Annotated in this window: 19 protein-coding genes; 14 read left to right on the top strand and 5 right to left on the bottom strand. The window is 73.1% G+C overall.

Annotated elements, in window-relative coordinates; genetic code table 11:
- Positions 1-124: 124 nt before the first annotated feature.
- Entirely contained in the window at positions 125-1,336 is a 1,212-nt protein-coding gene (locus tag ACFY8W_RS08785) for an aminotransferase class I/II-fold pyridoxal phosphate-dependent enzyme (protein WP_391102142.1), read from the bottom strand.
- A gap of 162 nt (positions 1,337-1,498) precedes the next feature.
- Here ACFY8W_RS08785 and ACFY8W_RS08780 point away from each other — a divergent pair, with 162 nt between their 5' ends.
- Positions 1,499-1,954 carry a hypothetical protein gene (locus tag ACFY8W_RS08780; RefSeq protein WP_391102140.1) on the top strand — a complete coding sequence of 152 codons (456 nt, stop codon included), beginning with the start codon at positions 1,499-1,501 and terminating at the stop codon, positions 1,952-1,954.
- A 32-nt stretch (positions 1,955-1,986) separates the two neighbouring features.
- Positions 1,987-3,510, top strand: a complete 1,524-nt coding sequence (mptB, locus tag ACFY8W_RS08775; RefSeq protein ID WP_391102138.1) for a polyprenol phosphomannose-dependent alpha 1,6 mannosyltransferase MptB — start codon at positions 1,987-1,989, stop codon at positions 3,508-3,510.
- Between the two features lie 222 nt (positions 3,511-3,732).
- Here mptB and ACFY8W_RS08770 read toward each other — a convergent pair whose 3' ends face one another.
- Together ACFY8W_RS08770 and ACFY8W_RS08765 are read right to left on the bottom strand one after the other, a co-directional pair.
- Positions 3,733-5,319 carry an amidohydrolase family protein gene (locus ACFY8W_RS08770; protein ID WP_391102136.1) on the bottom strand — a complete coding sequence of 529 codons (1,587 nt, stop codon included), beginning with the start codon at positions 5,317-5,319 and terminating at the stop codon, positions 3,733-3,735.
- Positions 5,320-5,329: 10 nt separating this feature from the next.
- Complete coding sequence (locus ACFY8W_RS08765; RefSeq protein WP_391102134.1) at positions 5,330-6,610, bottom strand: alanine racemase; 1,281 nt, start codon at positions 6,608-6,610, stop codon at positions 5,330-5,332.
- 186 nt (positions 6,611-6,796) lie between these two features.
- Here ACFY8W_RS08765 and ACFY8W_RS08760 point away from each other — a divergent pair, with 186 nt between their 5' ends.
- The 4 genes from ACFY8W_RS08760 (at position 6,797) to ACFY8W_RS08745 (ending at position 9,528) form a co-directional block, all read left to right on the top strand.
- Positions 6,797-7,801 (top strand): PfkB family carbohydrate kinase, encoded by a 1,005-nt coding sequence (locus ACFY8W_RS08760; protein WP_391103821.1) that lies wholly within the window; start codon positions 6,797-6,799, stop codon positions 7,799-7,801.
- Positions 7,798-8,571 (top strand): IclR family transcriptional regulator C-terminal domain-containing protein, encoded by a 774-nt coding sequence (locus tag ACFY8W_RS08755; RefSeq protein ID WP_391102131.1) that lies wholly within the window; start codon positions 7,798-7,800, stop codon positions 8,569-8,571. Before ACFY8W_RS08760 ends, ACFY8W_RS08755 begins: the two co-directional genes overlap by 4 nt.
- On the top strand, positions 8,568-8,972 hold the full coding sequence (locus ACFY8W_RS08750) for a Rid family hydrolase (RefSeq protein WP_391102129.1): 405 nt from the start codon (positions 8,568-8,570) through the stop codon (positions 8,970-8,972). The genes ACFY8W_RS08755 and ACFY8W_RS08750 overlap by 4 nt, the downstream gene beginning before the upstream one ends.
- A 79-nt stretch (positions 8,973-9,051) precedes the next feature.
- Complete coding sequence (locus ACFY8W_RS08745) at positions 9,052-9,528, top strand: hypothetical protein (protein ID WP_391102126.1); 477 nt, start codon at positions 9,052-9,054, stop codon at positions 9,526-9,528.
- 138 nt (positions 9,529-9,666) lie between these two features.
- Here the strand turns inward: ACFY8W_RS08745 and ACFY8W_RS08740 are convergent, their stop codons facing one another.
- Both ACFY8W_RS08740 and ACFY8W_RS08735 read right to left on the bottom strand, forming a co-directional pair.
- Complete coding sequence (locus ACFY8W_RS08740) at positions 9,667-11,013, bottom strand: M14 family zinc carboxypeptidase (protein ID WP_391102124.1); 1,347 nt, start codon at positions 11,011-11,013, stop codon at positions 9,667-9,669.
- A 258-nt stretch (positions 11,014-11,271) separates the two neighbouring features.
- A complete protein-coding gene (locus tag ACFY8W_RS08735; RefSeq protein ID WP_391103818.1) occupies positions 11,272-12,924 on the bottom strand; it encodes a carbohydrate binding domain-containing protein in 1,653 nt (550 codons plus the stop codon).
- Between the two features lie 310 nt (positions 12,925-13,234).
- Between ACFY8W_RS08735 and ACFY8W_RS08730 the strand changes: the two genes are divergently transcribed.
- The 8 genes from ACFY8W_RS08730 (at position 13,235) to ACFY8W_RS08695 (ending at position 20,146) form a co-directional block, all read left to right on the top strand.
- Positions 13,235-14,095, top strand: a complete 861-nt coding sequence (locus ACFY8W_RS08730; protein WP_391102122.1) for a hypothetical protein — start codon at positions 13,235-13,237, stop codon at positions 14,093-14,095.
- A 104-nt stretch (positions 14,096-14,199) separates the two neighbouring features.
- Positions 14,200-14,904, top strand: coding sequence for a Flp pilus assembly protein CpaB (gene cpaB, locus ACFY8W_RS08725; protein WP_391102120.1), 705 nt, complete (start codon positions 14,200-14,202; stop codon positions 14,902-14,904).
- Between the two features lie 6 nt (positions 14,905-14,910).
- The gene (locus tag ACFY8W_RS08720) at positions 14,911-16,170 is read left to right on the top strand and encodes a P-loop NTPase (protein WP_391102118.1); all 1,260 of its coding nucleotides are present in this window, start codon (positions 14,911-14,913) and stop codon (positions 16,168-16,170) included.
- Positions 16,171-16,172: 2 nt separating this feature from the next.
- A complete protein-coding gene (locus ACFY8W_RS08715) occupies positions 16,173-16,577 on the top strand; it encodes a TadE/TadG family type IV pilus assembly protein (protein ID WP_391102116.1) in 405 nt (134 codons plus the stop codon).
- Complete coding sequence (locus tag ACFY8W_RS08710) at positions 16,574-16,942, top strand: TadE/TadG family type IV pilus assembly protein (RefSeq protein WP_391102114.1); 369 nt, start codon at positions 16,574-16,576, stop codon at positions 16,940-16,942. The genes ACFY8W_RS08715 and ACFY8W_RS08710 overlap by 4 nt, the downstream gene beginning before the upstream one ends.
- Positions 16,939-18,285 (top strand): ATPase, T2SS/T4P/T4SS family, encoded by a 1,347-nt coding sequence (locus tag ACFY8W_RS08705; RefSeq protein WP_391102112.1) that lies wholly within the window; start codon positions 16,939-16,941, stop codon positions 18,283-18,285. Before ACFY8W_RS08710 ends, ACFY8W_RS08705 begins: the two co-directional genes overlap by 4 nt.
- Before the next feature lie 13 nt (positions 18,286-18,298).
- Complete coding sequence (locus ACFY8W_RS08700; RefSeq protein WP_391102109.1) at positions 18,299-19,243, top strand: type II secretion system F family protein; 945 nt, start codon at positions 18,299-18,301, stop codon at positions 19,241-19,243.
- Between the two features lie 15 nt (positions 19,244-19,258).
- A complete protein-coding gene (locus tag ACFY8W_RS08695; protein WP_391102107.1) occupies positions 19,259-20,146 on the top strand; it encodes a DUF5936 domain-containing protein in 888 nt (295 codons plus the stop codon).
- The last annotated feature ends 140 nt before the right edge of the window (positions 20,147-20,286 follow it).

The raw sequence follows: 20,286 nt of genomic DNA, 5'->3' as shown, positions 1-20,286 counted from the left end.
ATCCTAGCTTGGAATCGGTCTAAAGTTGAGTGGTGTCCGGAAGTCGGGACGGCGAGGTGGGCCAGGTCCTGTCGTCAGCTTCCCGTCATCGCCCGCAGGGCAGGCGGGAGTGTGACGACAGGGCCTAGTACTGGCTGTAGCCGTCCAGGAAGTTGCCGATCCTCGTCACCGCGTCCGCGAGGTCCGCGGCGGCCGGCAGCGTCACGATCCGGAAGTGGTCCGGCTCGTGCCAGTTGAAGCCCGTCCCGTGCACCACCATGATCTTCTCGGCCCGCAGCAGGTCGAGGACCATCTGCCGGTCGTCCTTGATCTTGTAGACCGCCGGGTCGAGGCGCGGGAAGAGGTACAGCGCGCCCTTCGGCTTCACGCACGTGACGCCCGGGATCCGGGTCAGCAGCTCGTACGCCGTGTCCCGCTGTTCCAGGAGCCGCCCGCCCGGCAGCACCAGATCCTCGATCGACTGCCGGCCCTGCAGGGCCGCGGCCACCGCGTGCTGCGCGGGCATGTTGGCGCACAGACGCATGTTGGCGAGGATCGTCAGGCCCTCGATGTACGAGGAGGCGTGCGACTTCGGGCCGCAGACCGCGAGCCAGCCGGAGCGGAAACCGGCCACCCGGTAGTTCTTGCTCATCCCGTTGAAGGTGAGGACGAGCAGGTCGGGGGCGATGGCGGCGGTCGGCGTGTGCGTGGCGCCGTCGTAGAGGATCTTGTCGTAGATCTCGTCCGAGCAGACCACCAGGCTGTGCCGACGGGCGATCTCGGTCAGACCCCGCAGCATCTCGTCGTCGTAGACGGCGCCCGTCGGGTTGTTCGGGTTGATGATCACGATCGCCTTGGTCCGATCGGTGATCTTCCGCTCGATGTCGGCCAGGTCCGGCATCCAGTCGGCCTGCTCGTCGCAGCGGTAGTGCACGGCCGTGCCGCCCGCCAGCGAGACCGCGGCCGTCCACAGCGGGTAGTCGGGCGCCGGGACCAGGACCTCGTCGCCGTCGTCGAGCAGCGCCTGCATGGCCATCTGGATCAGCTCGGAGACGCCGTTGCCCAGATAGATGTCCTCAACCGACAGGGCGATGCCCTTGGTCTCGTAGTGGCTCATCACCGCCCGCCGGGCCGACAGCAGGCCCTTCGCGTCGCCGTAGCCGTGCGCGTCGGCGAGGTTGCGCAGCATGTCCTCGAGGATGGCCGGCGGACACTCGAAGCCGAACGCGGCCGGGTTCCCGGTGTTGAGCTTGAGGATGCGATGACCCGCAGCCTCCAGCCGCATCGCCTCTTCGAGCACCGGGCCCCGGATTTCGTAACAGACGTTGGCGAGCTTCGTGGACTGGATCACCTGCATGACGAGAGCTTACGGCGGGCCGCCGCAAGACGCCTCGTGTTTTGGGACACGTCGGGCGTACGGCGCGCTCGGGGACGTACGTGCGGTCCGCCGGCGGCGCGCGGACTCCGCGTTGTGACCCACGTCGCTCCGGCCGTGTCGTGCTCCCTACAATCACGGCTCGTGAGTCCGAACGAGACGGGGGGCGCAGAGCCCTCGAGACGACGCCGCCACGCGTCGAAGCGCCGTGGCCCCGGCCCGCTGTGGATCGCCGGGAGCGGCGCCGTGGTCGCGTGCGGCGTCCTGGCCGCCTTCGCCGCGCTCGACGGCGGGCCCGTGTCCGGGGGCGGCGGCCCGGGCCCGGACGAGGGCCGCCCCGGCATGCCCGCGCTGATCCAGCGGGACGCCGGGAGCTCGGGCGGGGACGGCGACGGGGGCCCGACCGCCGACCCGAGCGCCTCGGGCGGCTCCGCGTCCCCCTCCGCCACCGCCGGCACCGCCGGCCCGTCCGCCGGCCCGACGCCGTCCGGCGGTGCGACGAGCCCCGGGCCCGCGCCCTCCGGGAGCGGGACGGCTTCCCCGTCCGGCCGCCCCGGCTACTCGGACCAGGCCCCCGGCATCCAGAAGAAGCCCCGGTAGGGCGCTCGGCGGGCACGGTAGGTTTGCCCCCCATGTGGGTTTTCAGCACCGCCGGCTGCCGGTGGCTCGGGGCGGCCGGATCGCTCGCCGTCGCCGTCGGCGGCTGGGCCGCCGGAACGCTTCCCGTACGCGGCGGTGCGGGACTGTGGGAGCCGCACGGCACCGGAGCGACCGTGGCGGGCTCCGTCCTCGCGTACCTCGGGCTGACCCTGCTGATCGCGGCGTGGTGGCAGTACGGGCGGGTGCTCCGCGCCGGGCGCGACGGAAGTGGCGGACGCGGCGGGCGCGCCGGGGACGCCCGGGATGCCCGGGATGTCGGGGATTCCGGCGCGGGCCGTCGTCCGCTCGTCACCCTCGGCTGGTGGGCCGCACCGCTCCTGCTCGCCCCGCCCCTGTACAGCGCCGACGTCTACAGCTACATCGCCCAGGGCGCGATGGTCCTCGAAGGGCACGACGTGTACGGGGCCGGGCCCGCCGTCCTCGGCCCCGGCGAACTCGGGTACGACGCGGCGGCGAGCGTCGGCGGCCACTGGACCCACACACCCGCGCCGTACGGGCCGGTCTTCCTCCTCCTCGCCCAGGCGGTCGTCAAGATCACCGGCGGCGCCGTCGTCCCCGCCGTCCTCGGCATGCGACTCGTCGCGCTGCTCGCGCTCGCGCTGATCGTGTGGGCGGTGCGCGGGCTCGCGCCCGAGGGGCGAGGGGACGGGGCCGTGTGGCTCGCGGCGCTCAACCCGCTGCTGCTCGTCCATGTCGTCGGGGGCATGCACAACGACGGCCTGATGGCCGGACTGCTGCTCGCCGGCGTCCTGCTCGCCGTGCGGCACGGGCGGTGGGCGGCGGGCGGCGCGGTCATCGGGCTCGCGATGATGATCAAGTCGCCGGCGGCGCTGGGGCTGCTGTTCGTCGGGATCGTGGTCGCACGGCGCCGGGGCGGCGCGGCGGGCCTCGCGAAGGGGCTGCTGCCGGGTGCCGTGGCCGTGGCGGTCGCGGCGGGGGCGAGCATGGCGGCCGGCACCGGTTTCGGCTGGCTCCGCACCCAGAGCGTGGCCGCCGGCATCCACACGGCCCTGTCCGTCACCAGCGACCTCGGGCTCGGCCTCGGGCTGCTGGTCGCCGACGACCCCGAGCCGGTCAAGGGCGTGGTGCAGAAGCTCGGCCTGCTGGCCGCCGGAGCCGTCATCGCGACGATCGCCTGGCGCGTGGGGAAGGGCCGCGTCGACCCGGTCCTCGGCCTGGGCCTCTCCCTGCTGGCGCTGGTGGCGCTCTCGCCGATGGTCCAGCCGTGGTACGCCCTGTGGGGCACGGTCGCGGTCGCGGCGGCGGGCGCGTGGGAGGAACGCGGCGGGCAGCTCCTGGCGGTCCTGTGCGCGGCCCTGACGTACGAGACGGCGCCGTCGGGACACACGCCGGCGTACGGCTTCGCCCTGGCGGGCGTGGCCCTGGGGCTGGGCCTGTGGTGGGCGCGGCGCGAACCGTGGGGCGAGCCGGGCGCGCTCCCGGTCTCCGGACCGCGGACGCTCCCGAGCGAGGCGGGCGCCAGGGGACGCGGCTGAGGCAGGCCGCACGAGGTGGCGGCTCCCGCGGACGGCGCCGCCGTAGGGGCGGCGGGCAGGCGCAGGGGCGGAACGCGCCCGCCCAGGACGCCGTCCCGTGTGCCCCGTCCCGCCCCGCGGGACGGATGCCGGCACGGGCGCGGGGCGGGGGAGCCTCCCCGCCGGGCACGGGCCGCGACGGGGAGGGCGAGGGCCACCGGGAGGTGACCGGCGCCGGCTGCGTCAGCTCGTCGGTGTTCGGCGGATCGCCCGGCCTGCCAGGGCGTTCGTGCGTCTGCCGTCCTCGATCACGAAGTGGCCGTCGACCAGGACGTGGGGGATGCCGGTGGGGAGGGTCCTCGGGGAGGCGAAGGTCGAGCCGGCGGCGACCGTGGCGGGGTCGAAGAGGACGAGGTCGGCCACGTAGCCCTCCTTCACCAGGCCGCGGTCGGGGAGCCGGAGCCGGGCGGCGGGCCGGGAGGTGAGGTGGGCGACGCAGTCCTCCAGGGTGAGGACGGACTCCTCGCGGACGTACCGCCCGAGGTACTCGGGGAACGTGCCGTACGCCCGCGGGTGCGGCTTCGCGCCCTGGAGGATGCCGTCCGAGCCGCCCGTGTGGACCCGGTGGCGCATGATCGCGCGGACGTTCGCCTCGTGGCCCACGTGCTGGAGGATCGTCGGGCCGAGACGGTCCTCGATCAGGAGGCGGCGGGCCGCCGGCCAGTCGGGGAGCCTGCGGCCCACCCAGGACGCGAGCTCCGGAGCCGTCACGCCCGAGATCTCGATCGTGTGCCATTCGACCGGTACGCCGTGGCAGCCGTCCGAGCCGGTCTCCTCCAGGTGTTGCCGGATCCGTTCCGCCGTCTCCCCGTCCCGCAGGCGGGCGAGCAGCGCCTCGGGACCGCCCTCGTGCGCCCAGCTGGGCAGGACGGCGGCGAGGGTGGTGCAGCCCGGCGTGTACGGGTAGGTGTCCAGGGTGATGTCGGAGCCCGCGGCCAGGGCTTCGTCCAGGAGCGCCAGGAGCTCCGGCGCGCGGCCCTCGTTCACGCCGAAGTTCATGGTCGCGTGGGCGAGGTGGAGGGCGCAGCCCGCGTCGCGCGTGAGCCGCACCATCTCCTCGTACGCCTCCAGGGCCCCTGCTCCGTACGAGCGGTGGTGCGGGCAGTAGTAGCCGCCGTGGCGCGCCACCACCCGGCACAGCTCGGTGAGCTCGGCGTCGGGCGCGTACATGCCGGGCGTGTAGGTGAGGCCGGAGGACATGCCGACCGCGCCCTGCTCCAGGCCCTCGGCGACGAGCCGCCGCATGCGGTCCAGCTCGGCCTCCGTCGCCGGGCGGTCCTCCCAGCCCATCGCGTACATCCGGACCGTGCCCTGCGGGACGAGGTACGCGGCGTTGACCGCGATGCCCCGGTCCAGGCGGTCCAGGTACTCGCCGACCGTGCGCCAGTCGAAGTCGACGTCCGCCCCGTCGCCGTTCCAGCCGGTGATCGCCTTCCGTACCGCGTCGAGCGTGCGGTCGTCGGCCGGGGCGTACGACAGGCCGTCCTGCCCGAGCACCTCGAGCGTCACGCCCTGCGCGGCCTTCGCGCTGTGGTCCGGGTCCCGGAGCAGCGCGAGGTCGCTGTGGGCGTGCATGTCGATGAAGCCGGGGGACAGGGCGAGGCCCTCGGCGTCGACGATCCGGCGGGCGGTCGGTCGCTGGCAGCCGGCCGCCGCGCCCTCCTTCACGATCGCGGCGATCCGTCCGGCGGCGACGGCGACGTCGGCGCGGTAGGAGGGTTCGCCGGTGCCGTCGACGACCTCGGCGTCACGGAAGACGAGATCCATCACCGCCTCCTCGTCAGAAGAAGGTGCGGACGTAGTCGACGACCGTGCCGTCCGCCTCCACGAGCGGGATCAGCTGCCACTTGTCGAAGGACGTGCACGGGTGGGACAGGCCCATGCCGACCCAGTCGCCGACCTCCAGGTCCGCGCCGGGCTCCGTGGCCAGCCAGGTGTGCTGGTCGGACAGGGCGGTGACGGTCACGCCTTCGGCCGGGCGGATCCCGCCGGTGCGCCCGTCGCGGACGACCTGGGCCTCCGGCAGGTGGAGGTCGTGGGCGGCGTCGCGCTTGCCCGCGTTGGTGAAGGCCTGCGCGGGGGTGGGGCGGGAGACGACCTGGGACCAGAGCCGGAACGCGGGCTGCAGCGCGCCCTCCTCGGGGATCCGGTTGAAGGGGGTCCGCTCGCGGTACTGGCCGTCGTCGTGGGACACGTACGCGCCCGAGCGCAGCAGCTTCAGGACGGGCCGGGAGAACCCGGGGATCTCCGCGAACACCTCGGCGACCGTGTCGAACCACTCGCTGCCGCCGGCGCTGACGACGATCTCCGGCAGGTCGGGCGCGAACCTGCCGGACTTGTCGAAGGCGGCCGCGAGGCCCACGAGCCGGTGCAGCCACTCGCGCACCCGGGCGGCGTCCGCCTGCGGCATCGTGGCCTCGTACCCCGCCACGCCCACGAGCCGCAGCCGGTCGGTGGCCGCGACCGCGTCGGCGACGGCCTCGCACTCGGCCTCGGTCCGCACGCCGGTGCGCCCGGCCTCGCCCGCGCCGAGCTCGACGACCACGTCCACCGGCCGCCGGGCGTCCGCCGCGCGCAGGGCCTCGTCCATCAGCTCGACGCCGCGCACGGAGTCGACGTAGCAGATGAGGCGGAAGTCGGGGTGGGCGTCGAGTTCGGCGGCGAGCCAGCGCAGGGCGACGGCGTCGACGAGCTCGTTGGCCAGGAAGATCGTGTCGATGCCGTGGGCGCGGTAGACCCGGACCTGGTGCGGCACGGCGGCCGTGATGCCCCAGGCGCCGTGCTCGATCTGGCGGTCGAAGAGCTGCGGGGCCATCGAGGTCTTGCCGTGCGGCGCGAAGGCGAGGCCGTGGCGCTCGGCGTAGGTCTCCAGGAGGCGGAGGTTGTGCTCGACGGACTCGGCCGAGAGGGCGAGGACGGGGGTGGTGAAGCCACCGGTGAAGAGGTTGCGGCGCTGCGCGGCCAGCTCGCCGACGGTCAGGCCCTCGGCGTCCGGCGGCAGGCCCTTGAAGCGGTGGTCGACGCGCTCGTCCGACAGCTCGGTCCGCGGCTCGGTCGGCATGGATCCCTCCTCCAGGCCGTTGCAGGATGCGCAACGGCCATTGCGTATATCGCTCGTCGCTGTCTAACATCCGGGCCGAGGCCGGGTCAACGGACCCGGCGCCCGAGGACCCGCAGGAGCCTGACCGTGGCCGAGACCGCGACCGTGGCCGCGCCGCCCCCCGAGGTGGTCTGCGTGGGCGAGTCCATGGTGACCTTCCTGCCCTCCCGGCGCGGCCGCCTCGCCGACGTCCCCGCCTTCGCCCGTGCCGTCGGCGGCGCCGAGTCCAACGTCGCCTGCACCCTCGCCGCCGCCGGGCACCGCGCCCGCTGGGTCGGACGCGTCGGCACCGACGGCTTCGGCGACCACCTGCTCGCCGCCATCGCAGCGTACGGAGTCGACACCGGCGCCGTCCGCCGCGACCCGCACCGGCCCACCGGCGTCTACTTCCGCACCGACGCCGACCGGGCCACCGACGCCCACGAGGTCGCCTACTACCGGGCCGGCTCCGCCGCCTCCGCCATGTCCCCGGCCACCGTCCCCTACGGGACCGTCGCCGACGGCCGGATCCTCCACCTCACCGGCATCACCGCGGCGCTCTCCGCCGACTGCCGGGCACTCCTGTACGAACTGACCGCGCCCCGCCCCGGCCGCCCCCTGGTCTCCTTCGACGTCAACCACCGGCCCGGCCTCTGGCGCGACGGCACCGCACCCGAGGTCCTCCTCGACCTCGCGAACCGCGCCGACCTCGTCTTCGTCGGCGCCGACGAGGCGAAGGCGCTGTGGGGCGTGACGGGCATCCGGGCCGTCACCGGCCTCGTCGACCGGCCCGAGACGCTCGTCGTCAAACTCGGCAAGGGCGGCGCCGCCGTCGTCGACCGCCGCCCCGAGTCCTTCGCGGACATCGCGGACGCCGACGGCGTGGGTCATCTGGTACGCCCGCCCCGCGTCGACGTCGTCTCCACCGTCGGCGCCGGCGACGCCTTCGCCGCAGGCTTCCTCTCCGCGACCCTCCGCGGCCTCGACATGCCGGCCCGGCTCCGGCACGGCCACCTCATGGCCGCCGCCGCCCTCACCGCCCCCGGCGACCTCGGCCGTCCGCCGGCCCGGGCACACGCCGACCGGCTCGCCGCCCTCGACGACACCGCCTGGGGGACACTTCACCTCGGCCCCGGCTGGACCGGGGACGACCAGGAGGTACGTACGCCATGAGCCAGACCGTCGACCGCGCGCTCAGCATCCTGCCGTTGCTCGCGCAGGGCCCCGCCGACCTCGGCCAGGTCGCCGAGCGGCTCGGCGTGCACAAGTCCACCGCCCTGCGTCTGCTGCGCACCCTCCACGAGCACGGCCTCGTCTACCGCCAGCAGGACCAGCGCTACCGACTCGGCGCCCGCCTCTTCGCCCTCGCCCAGGAAGCCGTGGAGAACCTCGACGTCCGCGAGATCGCCCACCCCCATCTCGCCGCCCTCAACGAGCAGACCGGCCACACCGTCCACCTCGCCGTCCACGAGGAGGGCGAGGTCCTCTACATCGACAAGGTCGAGAGCCGCTACCCGGTCCGCATGTACTCCCGGATCGGCAAGCCCGTCGCCATCACCGTCGCCGCCGTCGCCAAGCTGCTCCTCGCCGACCTGCCCGAGGCCGAGCGCCGCGCCCTCGCCGCCAGGCTCGACTACCCCATGTACACGCCCCGTTCGACCCCGAACGCCGCCGCCTTCCTCAAGGAGCTGGCGACCGTGCGCGAACAGGGCTGGGCCACCGACCTCGGCGGCCACGAGGAGTCCATCAACTGCGTCGGCGCGCCCATCCGCGGCGCGGACGGCCGGGTCGTCGCCGCCATGTCGGTCTCCGCGCCCAACGTCGTCGTCACCGCCGACGAACTCCTCGCCCTGCTCCCGCTGGTGCGCCGCACCGCCGACGCCATCAGCCGTGAATACTCCGGAACGACCGGGCACGACCCCAAGGACAAGGACCGCGCATGACCGAGAAGACCGCCCTCACGCCGTCGACGCACACCGCCCCGCCCGCCCGGTTCTCCCACGGCGTCAGGAAGGGCAACATCCTCCAGGTCGCCGGTCAGGTCGGCTTCCTGCCCGCCGTCGAGGGCCAGGCCCCGACCCCGGCCGGCCCCACCCTGCGCGAGCAGACCCTCCAGACCCTCGCCAACGTCAAGGCGATCCTGGAGGAGGGCGGCGCGACCTGGGACGACGTCATGATGATCCGCGTCTATCTGACGGACGTCGACCACTTCGCCGAGATGAACGAGATCTACAACGACTACTTCGCGGATCTCCGGGAGGCTCCTGCCGCCCGGACCACGGTGTACGTCGGCCTGCCGGCGGGGCTTCTGATCGAGATCGACGCCCTGGCGGTACTCGGCTGACCGGGGCGGCTCGAACGCCCACAGGAACATCGGCCATACTTCCGCCGTGGAGCAGCGGACAGGACCCAGCATTCAGACGGTGCAAGGCGCCGCGGCGGACCCGGCGTTCGTCCCGGGCATCACGGGCGTCCCGGGCCTCGGGCCCGTGACCCCGGTGGAGCCGGAGGAGCCGGAGGAGCCAGCGGCTGTCGAGCCCCAGGACGCCGTCCCGGCGGAAGCGGCGGCGGAAGCGGCCGAGTCCGGGGAGGCGCCCGAGGCCGAGGCCGATCCCGACGGGCCCGTCTTCGAGGCCGCCGACCGGCGCGCCCGGATCGTCGCCGACGCCGCCGGCGTGCGGCTCAGCCTCGACGAGGAGAGCTGCGAGTTCCGCTGGGACGAGATCGGCGCGGTCGAGACCGCGCGGTCCCGCTTCGGCAAGCGGTTCACGGTCACCGTGCACACCCCTGACCGGCGCTGGTACCCGATCGAGATCGGGGCGCCGGCCAGGGGCCGCATCGACGAGTGGGAGGCCGAGCTCGACGCGGTGCTCGACGCCTACTTCGACGAGAACGCCTAGCGGGAACGCCCGGCCAGGACGTCCGGTCCGAACGCCCGGCCAGGACGTCCGGTCCGAACGCCCGGCCAGGGCGCCCGGTCCTAACGCCCGGTCAGGGCGCCCGGTCCGAACGCCCGGCCGTCGTCCCGCGGTTGCCGTCTACTGGCAGTACTGCGCGGCCTTGCCGATCGAGCGGTACATGCAGTCGGCGTTCTCCAGGAGCTGCAGGACGGCGTCCCGGTTGCGGGAGGTCTCGCGCTCGATCACCTCGTCGGGCGGGTAGAAGCCGCCGTTCCAGGACGAGGTCGGGTACATCTCGAAGGTGTACGCGAAGATCTTGTGGGCGCCCCAGAGGTAGTCGTCGATCGACCCGTCGGTGATGTACAGGTCGCTGGACTGCTCGGGGGTGTAGCCGTTGCTCGACGCCATCTTCTGGCCGACCGTGGCGAAGGCGTCACGGTCGTCCTGCGTCATGCCGGTGGTGGTGTCGGCGTTGGTGTAGCCGAAGGGCCACAGGACGAGTTCGCTGTAGGTGTGGAAGTCGATGCCGGCCGTGATCTGCTGCTTGCCGCCGATCACGCGCGAGCGGACGAAGTCGGAGACGACCTTCACCTCGGGCGCGGACTCGGGGGCCGTGCCCCGGTAGGTCTCGGAGCTCTTGGAGCCGGAGGAGCCGCCGCAGCAGCCCCACTTGTAGTCCCAGTTGCGGTTCATGTCCGTACCGACGTACGAGGAACCGGAGTTGGGCTGGCGGTTCTTGCGCCAGCTGCGGTAGGAGCCGCTGGCGATGTCGTACTCGCCGCCGTCCGGGTTGAGGTCGGGCACGATCCAGATCTCGCGGTTGTTCACCATGTTGGTGACGCGGCTGTCCGTGCCGTACCCGGCACCGAGCTCGCGCAGCAGGTAGAGCGCCATCTCGACGGTGAGGTGCTCGCGGGCGTGCTGGTGGTGGGTGAAGAGGATCTCGGGCTCGGCCTCGTCGGTGGCGACGTTGTCGCTGATCTTGATGGCGACGATGTCGCGGCCCTGGTAGCTCTTGCCGATCACCCGCTTGCTCATGATGGACGGGTAGGCGGCGAGCCGCGTGTTGATCTCGGCGTTCATCTCCGCGTAGTTGTGGTACTTGGAGTCGGCGGAGGGGAAGTCGAGCGGACCGGCGGCCGTGGTGGCGGACTTGCCCCGCTCGGGAGGGGCGGGCAGGGCGACCGGCTCGTAGCCGAGGCTCTTGAGGTGGGCCAGCTGGCGGGCGTCGGCGCTGACGACGACCGAGCGGGCGTCGACCTCGTCGATGGAGACGCCGGTGGCGGTGAGGGCGGAGCGTTCGGCGGCGGTGGCGGGTCCGGCGATCTCGTACTGCCGGATCACCTCCTCGCCGTCCTTGGCGGCGGCGGTCGGCGCCGGGTCGGCCCCGGCGGGAGTCGTGAGCGCGGAGACGGGCGCCGCGAGGGCGAGCGCCAGGAGGGCCGCCAGGGCGGCGGACCTCCGTCCGCGGGTACGAAGTCGCATGCTGTCTCCTGGGTGGGGAGTGTGGGGAGTGCGACAGACGGTCGTTCGTCGGAAATCGGACGTCGGGCGTCGTACGGTGCTGACATGGTGGGGGTGTGACATGAACGGGTCAAGCAGTCAAGTTCGGCCACATTCTCCCGCCCCCGGCCCCCGGAAACGGCGCGGCGCCGCCGGGTGAGCGGCGGCGCTGCGTACGGATTCCCCTGGAGGGAGCAGCCGGGGAGCGGTCCCCGACTGCTCCCTCCGAGGCCGGGGGGGCTACGGCAGGCCGTGGACGTGCGGGCCGACCGCGTTCGACCAGGCGTTGCCCGCGGTGGCGTCCCAGTTGGTCGACCAGGTCATCGCGCCGCGGATGGCCGGGTACGTCCGCGACGGCTTGAACGTGCCGCAGCCGGTGCCCTTGGCGAGGCAGTCGAGCGCGTTCCTCACGATCTGCGGGTCGACGTAGCCGCTGCCCGCGCCCCGCGTCGAGGCGGGCACGCCGAGGCCGACCTGCGAGGCGTCGAGGCCGCCCTGCAGCTGGATGCAGGCGAGGGCGGTCAGGAAGTCCACCGAGCCCTGGCTGTAGACCTTGCCGTCACAGCCGAGCATCGAACCGCTGTTGTAGTACTGCATGTTGACCACCGTGAGGATGTCCTTCACGGCGAGCGCGGTCTTGAAGTACTCGGTGCCGGTGTTCTGCATGTCGATGGTCTGCGGCGCCATCGTCAGGACCAGCGACGAACCGGCCTTGGCGGACAGCTGTCGCAGCGCCTTGGTCAGGTACGTGGAGTTGATGCCGTGCTCCAGGTCGATGTCGACGCCGGTGAAGCCGTACTCCCGCATGAGGGCGTACGCGCTGTCGGCGAAGGCGGTCGCGGAGGCGTCGCTGTTGATGGTGACGTTGCCCTTCTCGCCGCCGACCGAGATGATCACGGACTTCCCGGCCGCCTTCTTGGCGGCGACGTCGGCCTTGAAGTCGGCGACGGAGGCGTAGCCGACGGCCGGGTCGAGGTTGAACGTGATCTGGCCGGGCGTGGCCGTCGAGTCCGCGAAGGAGACGGCGATGATGTCGTACTGCGACTGGACGTCCCGCAGCTTCTGCACCGTGGCGCCGTTGTCGAAGTTCTGCCAGTAGCCGGTCAGCGCGTGCTTGGGCACGGCGGGGCCGGGGCCCGGGTCGGTGACCTTCGCGGTGCGCGCGGTGACGGCCGCGGACTTGGCCGACTCGCCCGCCGCGTTGGTGGCCGAGACCTGGAACTGGTACGCGGTGTCGGCGGCCAGGCCGGTGACGGTCGCCGAGGTGCCGCTCACGGTCGTCGCGAGGGCGCCGTCCTTGTAGACCTTGTAGCCCGTCGCTCCGGAGACCGCGCCCCAGCCGAGGGAGACGGAGCTGGTGGTGACGGTTCCGGCGGCGAGACCGGCCGGGGTGGCCGGGACCGTCGGCTCCGGGTCCGTGCCGCCGCCTCCGTCGGGGCCGAAGACGTTCACGTCGTCGACCGAGTACGCGGCCGTTCCGTACCAGCCGTGGGTGTAGATCTGCACCGAGGTGGTGTTGGCGCCGGTGGTGAAGGTGGTCGTCAGCTGCTTCCAGCTCGTGGAGTCCGGCGTCCAGGTGGAGACGTCGGTGGTGCCGGTGCCGCTCGCGCCGAGGTACGCGTATCCGCCCTGGACCCAGGCGCTGAGCGTGTACGTGGAGCCGGGCTTCACGGTCACCGTCTGGGTGCACCTGGCGTTGTCGAGGCCGGCCGGGGTGGCGCGCAGGGCGCCCGCTCCGGTGCGTACCGGCGAGGAGACGGCGGCGCCGCTGCCCGCGGAACAGGACCAGTTGGCGAGACCGTTCTCGAAGCCCGCGTTCCTGGCGACGTTGACGTCCGCGGCCTGGGCGGTGCCGGCGCCGCCGACGAGGACGAGGCCGGCGCTCAGGGCCAGGCCGAGCGCGGCTCTGGTGGTGCGGTCCACTTGCTGCCTCCGGGGGTGGGGGAAGGGGGGAGGGGCGGGGAGGGAGGTGCTGAGCGGTGGCCACCGTCGCCAGACAAGTTGGTCCAGACCAATTCGGTTGTCAAGACCTCTGGAAGGAAGCGCAGTTCAGAGCCGTCCGCAACGACCGAGAAAGTGACGGAGCTTGAAGGATTGTCTGTTCACCACCCCGGCCGACGTGGATAAAGTGCAGGGCGGCGGTAACGCTGCGAACGCAGCAAGTGATCAACGAGTGGTCAGTGAGGGATCGGGGGAGCCCGACGTGCCGACAGCGATTGCGGTCACCAGCGCCGACCTGGTGCTGCCCCCGACCGACCCGCAGACACCTCCCGCCGCCGTCCTGCCCGACCCCGGGGTCCGGCCGCTCGACGCCTCCCTCGCCGACGTCCAGCTCCTGCTCGACCGCTACGGCCACCTGATCGTCGTCTGCCCCGGACACGTACCGCCCGCGACCGCCCGACGGCTCCACTCGGTACGGTCCCTGCTCGAATCCGACCGGATCGCGATCGTCAGGACCGCGCTGCCGCCGCTCGGCGCCGCCGTCCTCGTCCGCCAGCTGCGCCAGCTGTCCGCCTGCGACTTCAGCCCCGGCGTCCTCGCCTCCGCCGCCCGGCTGCTCGCCCACTACGTGTACGCCGGCGCCGTCCTCGGCTCCGTGGCCCGCCTCGACCACGTACCCGTCGGACTCACCTCCCACGTCAAGGGCTGGCTCCCCGGCGCCCAGTTCGCCGTGCTCGCGGGACCCGCGCCGCAGCTCGTACGGCTCGGGGCGGGCGATTCCGACGAGCTGGCCGGGCCCGAGTTCACCACCGACCTCGTCCTGGCCCGCGGCCAGCTCCAGACCGAGTGGCCGACGACCGTCCTCGCCCCCCGCTGGCGGGTCCGCGCCGTCCAGGAGGCCACCCTGCCCGAGTCCTCGCCCGGCTGGTGGGGCACGGGCAAGCTCGTCGAGTTCGCCGCGTACCTGCCCGACCTGCCCGTCCTCTACCAACTCGTCGCCTCCGTACGGCGCGAGACCTGCCACTGGTGCCGCATGGAGCTCATCGGCGACCGCTGCGGCTTCTGCGGGGCGCCCCTGGCCGGCGCCGCGCCCGCCCGACCGGCCGCGTCGGCGCCCGGCTGACCCCGGCCCCGCTCCCGCCCCGGGCCCCGCCGCGGAGCACACCCGCCCCGACCGTCCCGCCCTGTCCGCCGCCCCACCCGTCCACGATCGAGGTAGTACGGCCCATGAACTCCCGCCAGCGCCGCGGCGTGATCCTGCTGCTGCTCTCCGTCCTGTGCGCGCTCGGCGCCTTCGCCGGCGTCCTCTCGGTGATCAGCGACGTGAACTCCAAGGTCGGACCCGAGGCGACCGCGTACCGGATCAAGGACGACATCGCGCCCTACACCCCGCTCGGAGCCGACGACTTCGAGAAGGTGAGCATGCCCGAGCGCTGGCTCCCCGCCACCGCCGTCACCGACCTCGCCCGCACCCGCGGCAAGATCGCCGTCACCACCCTCAAGGCCGGCTCCCTGCTGCAGAGCGACATGATCGTCGACCGGCCCGCGCTCGAACCCGGCCAGCAGGAGATGGCCATCATGATCGACGCCGCCACCGGCGTCGCCGGCAAGATCACACCGGGCGCCGCCGTCAACATCTACGCCACCTTCGCCGGCGAACGCGGCGGCCGCGCCGACCAGTCGAAGCTGATCGTCGCCGGCGCCCGGGTCCTCGCCATCGGCAAGCTCACGCCCGTCGAGGACACCGACGACCGCGGCGGCCGCGCCACCGCCGCCGTCCCCGTCACCTTCGCCCTCTCGACCGCCGACACCCAGCGCGTCGCCTACGCCGAGTCCTTCGCCGAGCACGTCCGCCTCGCCCTCGTCGCCCCCGGCACCACCACCACGCCCGACCCGCGCGACCGCACCTACACGCTCGACAAGGACAAGTGAGGCCGTATGACCACGAGGATCCTGCCCGCGGTCGGCGACCCGGACGCGGCCCGCGCCGTCACCACCCTCATCGGCCAGCTCCCCGACGCCGAACCCGCCGGGCCCGTCGCCGACTCCACCCAGCTCCTCGACACCCTCGCCCGGCTCGCCGCCGAGTCCCTCGACGAGCTCCCCGAGGTCGTCCTCGTCCACGAACGCATCGGCCCCGTCCCGGCGCTCGAACTCGTCCGCGAGGTCGCCCTCCGCTTCCCCGCCGTCGGCGTCGTCCTCATCACCGCCGACGCCAGCCCCGTCCTGTTCTCCGCCGCCATGGACTCCGGCGCCCGCGGCCTCGTCACCCTCCCGCTGGGCTACGAGGAGCTCGCCAGCCGCGTCCAGGCCGCCGCCCAGTGGTCCGCCGGCGTCCGCCGCCACCTCGGCGCCGGAGCCGACACGCCCACCGGACCCGGCGGCACCGTCGTCACCGTCAGCGGCGCCAAGGGCGGTGTCGGCACCACCGTCACCGCCGTCCACCTCGCCCTCGCCGCCCGCGCCTCCGGACACACCGTCGCCCTCGTCGACATGGACCTCCAGGGCGGCGACATCGCCTCGTACCTCGACGTGCAGTTCCGGCGCTCGCTCGCCGACCTCGCCACCATCAACGACATCACGCCCCGCGTGCTGCAGGACGCCGTCTACGTCCACGAGACCGGCCTGTCGCTGCTCCTCGCCCCCGGCGAGGGCGAGCGCGGCGAGGACGTCACCGACCGCTCAGCCCGCCAGATCATCAGCGCCCTGCGCAGCCGCCACGAGGTCGTCGTCGTCGACTGCGGCACCCACCTCGACGCGGCCGGCGCGGCGGCCGTGGAGACCGCCGACACGGCCCTGCTCGTCACCACTCCGGACGTGGTCGCGGTACGGGCCGCCAAGCGCGTCGTACGGATGTGGGACCGGCTCCAGATCCGCAAGCCCGAGGAGAGCACCGTCCTCGTCAACCGCCACCAGCGCGCCACCGAGATCCAGCCCGCCCTCATCCAGAAGATCACCGGCACGCGGATGGCGGGCGTCGCGGTCCCGGCCGCCTTCAAGGAACTGGCCGCGGTCGTCGACGCGGGCCGGCTGCACGACCTGGACACCCGGTCCAGCGTCAAGCAGGCGCTGTGGTCCCTGGCGGGAGAACTGGGCCTGGTCAAGGCGCCGTCCGGCACGCCGGCCTCCGGCAGGGAACTCGTGCGCGGCGGGGACCGGGGCGCGCTCGGGCTGCGGCGACGCGGGGGAGGGCGATAGCCGTGCGGGCACCGTGGCGGCACGAGCGGGGGCGGCGGCGGAACGGGCGGCGGCCGGACGACAGCGGCCAGGTGGCCGTCGAGTTCGTCGGCATGCTGCCGCTGATCCTGCTCACGCTGGTGCTGCTGTGGCAGTGCGTCCTGATCGGCTACACGTACACCCTGGCGGGGAACGCGGCGGACCAGGCGGCGCGGGCCGGGGCGGTGGGGGACGACTGCCGCGAGGCGGGGCTGCGGCATCTGGAGGGGGCATGGGCGTCCAACGCCGCCGCGGGATGCGGCGAGAGGGGCGGGATGGTGTACGCGACGGTGGACCTGAAGGTTCCGGTGCTCTTCCCGGGCGCGATCAGCTTCCCGTGGAACGTGCGGGGCGAGGCCGCGGCCGTATGGGAGGGAGACGGGCGATGAGACGTCTCCGCACGCGCGACCGGGGCCAGGTGGCCGTCGAGTACCTGGGGTTCCTGCCGCTGCTCCTGCTGATCGGCCTCGTCGGCATCCAGCTCGGCATCGTCGCGTACGCGGCCCAGCAGGCCGGCACGGCGGCGCGGGCGGCGGCGCGGGCGGCGAGCGTGGACGACGAGGACTCCGTACCGAGCCCGAGGGCCGCCGGGAAGGCGTCGATGAGCGACTGGATCGCCAGGCGCAGCGACGTCCGGGTGGACGGCGGGGTCGCGACCGTCCGCGTCCAGATCCCCTCCCTCATCCCCTTCCTGACCGTCGACGACGTGACCAGGACCGCCACCATGCCCGTGCCCGAGGAGGACCAGCCATGAGCCTGCGGGCCCGCATCCACACCCCCGAGGAGAACCGGGCGGGCGGCGGCGGACGGGAGGACGGTCACCTCGTCGCCGCGTTCCGCGCCAAGCTCCTGGAGGAGATCGACCTCACCGAGATGTCCGCGCTCGCCGCCGCCGAGCGCCGGGCCCGCCTCGAACGCGTCCTCGGCCACATCATCAGCCGCGAGGGCCCCGTCCTCTCCACCGCCGAACGCGCCCAGCTGATCCGCCGCGTCGTCGACGAGGCACTCGGACTCGGCGTCCTCGAACCCCTCCTCGAAGACGCCTCCATCACCGAGATCATGGTCAACGGCCCCGACCAGATCTACGTCGAGCGGGCCGGGCGCGTGGAACTGCTGCCGCTGCGCTTCGCCTCCCACGAGCAGCTCATGCAGACCATCGAGCGGATCGTGTCGACCGTCAACCGCCGCGTGGACGAGTCGAACCCGATGGTCGACGCCCGCCTGCCGTCCGGCGAGCGCGTCAACGTCATCATCCCGCCGCTCTCCCTCACCGGCGCCACGCTCACCATCCGACGCTTCCCCCGCGCCTACACGCTGCACGAGATGACCGGCCTCGGCTCCCTCGACGAGCAGATGCTGCTCCTGCTGTCCGGACTCGTCCAGGCCAAGTTCAACGTCATCGTGTCCGGCGCCACCGGCACCGGGAAGACCACCCTGCTCAACGCCCTGTCCGGGCTCATCCCCGACGGCGAGCGGGTCATCACCATCGAGGACTCCGCCGAGCTCCAGCTCCAGCAGTCCCACGTCATCCGCCTCGAAGCCCGCCCGCCGAACATCGAGGGCCGCGGCCAGGTCACCATCCGCGACCTCGTCCGCAACTCGCTGCGCATGCGGCCCGACCGCATCGTCGTCGGCGAGGTCCGCGGCGGCGAGACCCTCGACATGCTCCAGGCCATGTCCACCGGACACGACGGCTCGCTCGCCACCGTCCACGCCAACTCGGCCGAGGACGCCCTCATGCGCCTCCAGACCCTCGCCTCCATGTCGGAGGTCAAGGTCCCCTTCGAGGCGCTGCGCGACCAGATCAACAGCGCCGTCGACGTCCTCGTCCAGCTCACCCGCCATCCCGACGGCACCCGCCGCGTCACCGAGATCGCGATCCTCGCCTCCAACGGCCGCGAGAGCTACCTCCTCGCCACCGTCTGCCGCTTCGACGCGCGGCCCGTCTCCGCCGACGGGCGCGTGCACGGGGAGTTCTCGTACCACCCGCTGCCGCGCCGCGTCGCCGAACGGCTCTACATGGCGGGCCAGCCCATCCCACAGGCCTTCGGCGTGGCCGCGTCCGACGCACAACTCGCCACGCGGGAAGCGAAATAGGGGGAGACCGACCGTGAACCCGACCCTGCTGACCCTGGGGGCCGCACTCGTCTGCTGCGTCCTCGCGGTGGCCGGCACCCAGCTGTACGCGAGCGGGGCCGCCCAGCGGTCCGCGCTGATCGCCCGCCTGTCGCAGACCGCGGGCGAGGCCGGCGAGGGCACCGGCCGGCGCCGCCGGCCCTTCCGCGGCGTCGACCGGCGGGTACGGCGCACCGGCCTCGGCCGCAAGCTGGAACTCCGCATCTCCGCCACGGGACTCGACGTCACGCCAGGCGAGTTCGTCGTCTACATGACGATCACCGTCGCCGTCCTGTGGGCCGCGGGACAGGCCTTCCTGTCGCCCTTCTTCGGGCCGATCAGCGGCTTCCTCGGCGTGTGGGTCGCGATGGGCTTCCTCAACTGGCAGCGGCAGAAGCGCATCGAGAAGTTCATCAACCAGCTCCCCGAACTCTCCCGGATCCTCGCCAACGCCACCCAGGCCGGGCTCGCCCTGCGCATGGCGCTCTCGCTCGCCGCCGACGAGCTGGAGGCGCCCGCCGGGGACGAGCTGGAGAAGGTCGCCCAGCAGCTCGCCGTCGGCACCTCCGTCGACGACGCCCTCGGCGAACTCGCCGAACGCCTCCCGTCCCGCGAACTCGTCGTCCTCGTCACGACCCTGGTCCTCGCCAACCGGGCCGGCGGCACCGTCGTCTCCTCCCTGCGCAACCTCACCGAGACCCTGGAGGAACGCAAGGAGACGAGGCGCGAGGTCCGCACACAGCTGTCGCAGGTGAGCATGACGGCGTACGCCGTCCCGGTCATCGGCGTCGGCTCGCTGCTGCTCATCGACAACATGCAGCCGGGAGCGCTCGACCGGATGACGGGGTCGGGGCTCGGACAGTTCGCCGTCGTCGCCGCCTTCGCGCTGTATGTCGTCGGCTTCGTCGTCATCCGCCGCCTCGCGAAGATCGACGTCTAAGGGGCGACGACGACCATGGACCTCCTCCTCGCACTGCTCGCCGGCCTCTCCGTCGCCGGCGTCGCCTACGGCGTCCGGCTCTACCGCGCCGACGCCAAGCTCCCCACCGACCTCCAGCTCGCCCTTGAGGTCGGCGCCACCCGCACCGGCGCCGTCGACTCCGTCGTCGACCGGCTCGGCATGCGCTGGTCCCCGGCCGTGCTCCGGCTCATGGGCGCCAAGCGCGTCAACTCGGTGCGCCGCCGCATCGACCTCGCCGGCAACCCCGGCGGCCTCACCATCGACCGCTACGGCGCCCGGCGGGCCGTCTACGGCTTCCTGGGGGGCCTCGGCGGACTGCTGATGCTCGGCAGGGGCTCCGTCCTGGTCGCGCTGCTCCTGTTCGCCTTCGGCGCCTTCTGGACGGAGGTCGGCATCTGGTCCGCCGTCCGCATCCGCAAGGACCAGATCGAACGCACCCTGCCCGACTTCCTCGACGTCCTCGCCGTCGTCGTCTCCGCCGGCCTCGGCTTCCGCCAGGCCCTGGAGCGCGTCGCCGACAAGTACGAGGGTCCGTGGGCGGACGAACTGCGCATCACCCTGCGCCAGATGGACATGGGCGTCAGCCGGCGTGAGGCCTTCGACGAACTCCGCCGCCGCAACGACTCGGAGCAGGTGGCCCAGTTCGTCACCGCCCTCCAGCAGGGCGAGGAGCTCGGCGCCCCCATCGTGGACACCCTCATCCAGATCGCCAACGACATGCGCCGCACCGACGCCCAGAACGCCCGCCGCAAGGCCGCGAAGGCCGTCCCCAAGGCCACGATGGTCATCACCACCCTCATGGTCCCCGCCACGATGATCCTGCTCGGCGCCGGCCTCTTCCTGGGCACGGGCACGGACCTCGGCTCGGTCACGGGTGAGTGAGGAGGTGGTCGGCAGTGGAGCCACGGGCCCGCGGCACCGGACGCGTGCGACTGCACATGCTGGCGCTACGCCAACTGTGGCGAATATACTGCCCTTCGGGAATTCTGCTTCGCGAGTGCAATCGGATTGGTGTCGGCCCG

This window comes from Streptomyces sp. NPDC012637 (assembly GCF_042954805.1).
In the GTDB taxonomy this organism is placed as follows: domain Bacteria; phylum Actinomycetota; class Actinomycetes; order Streptomycetales; family Streptomycetaceae; genus Streptomyces.
Note: the sequence above shows the minus strand (reverse complement) of the source record. Positions and strands in the feature narration are given on the sequence as shown.

What these genes read in the sequence shown, in the direction of transcription:
- ACFY8W_RS08785 (WP_391102142.1), bottom strand. Translation starts at nt 1,336, where the DNA reads ATGCAGGTGATCCAGTCCACGAAGCTCGCCAACGTCTGTTACGAAATC.
- mptB (WP_391102138.1), top strand. Translation starts at nt 1,987, where the DNA reads ATGTGGGTTTTCAGCACCGCCGGCTGCCGGTGGCTCGGGGCGGCCGGA.
- ACFY8W_RS08765 (WP_391102134.1), bottom strand. Translation starts at nt 6,610, where the DNA reads ATGCCGACCGAGCCGCGGACCGAGCTGTCGGACGAGCGCGTCGACCAC.
- ACFY8W_RS08760 (WP_391103821.1), top strand. Translation starts at nt 6,797, where the DNA reads ATGGTGACCTTCCTGCCCTCCCGGCGCGGCCGCCTCGCCGACGTCCCC.
- ACFY8W_RS08755 (WP_391102131.1), top strand. Translation starts at nt 7,798, where the DNA reads ATGAGCCAGACCGTCGACCGCGCGCTCAGCATCCTGCCGTTGCTCGCG.
- ACFY8W_RS08750 (WP_391102129.1), top strand. Translation starts at nt 8,568, where the DNA reads ATGACCGAGAAGACCGCCCTCACGCCGTCGACGCACACCGCCCCGCCC.
- ACFY8W_RS08740 (WP_391102124.1), bottom strand. Translation starts at nt 11,013, where the DNA reads ATGCGACTTCGTACCCGCGGACGGAGGTCCGCCGCCCTGGCGGCCCTC.
- cpaB (WP_391102120.1), top strand. Translation starts at nt 14,200, where the DNA reads ATGAACTCCCGCCAGCGCCGCGGCGTGATCCTGCTGCTGCTCTCCGTC.
- ACFY8W_RS08720 (WP_391102118.1), top strand. Translation starts at nt 14,911, where the DNA reads ATGACCACGAGGATCCTGCCCGCGGTCGGCGACCCGGACGCGGCCCGC.
- ACFY8W_RS08710 (WP_391102114.1), top strand. Translation starts at nt 16,574, where the DNA reads ATGAGACGTCTCCGCACGCGCGACCGGGGCCAGGTGGCCGTCGAGTAC.
- ACFY8W_RS08705 (WP_391102112.1), top strand. Translation starts at nt 16,939, where the DNA reads ATGAGCCTGCGGGCCCGCATCCACACCCCCGAGGAGAACCGGGCGGGC.
- ACFY8W_RS08695 (WP_391102107.1), top strand. Translation starts at nt 19,259, where the DNA reads ATGGACCTCCTCCTCGCACTGCTCGCCGGCCTCTCCGTCGCCGGCGTC.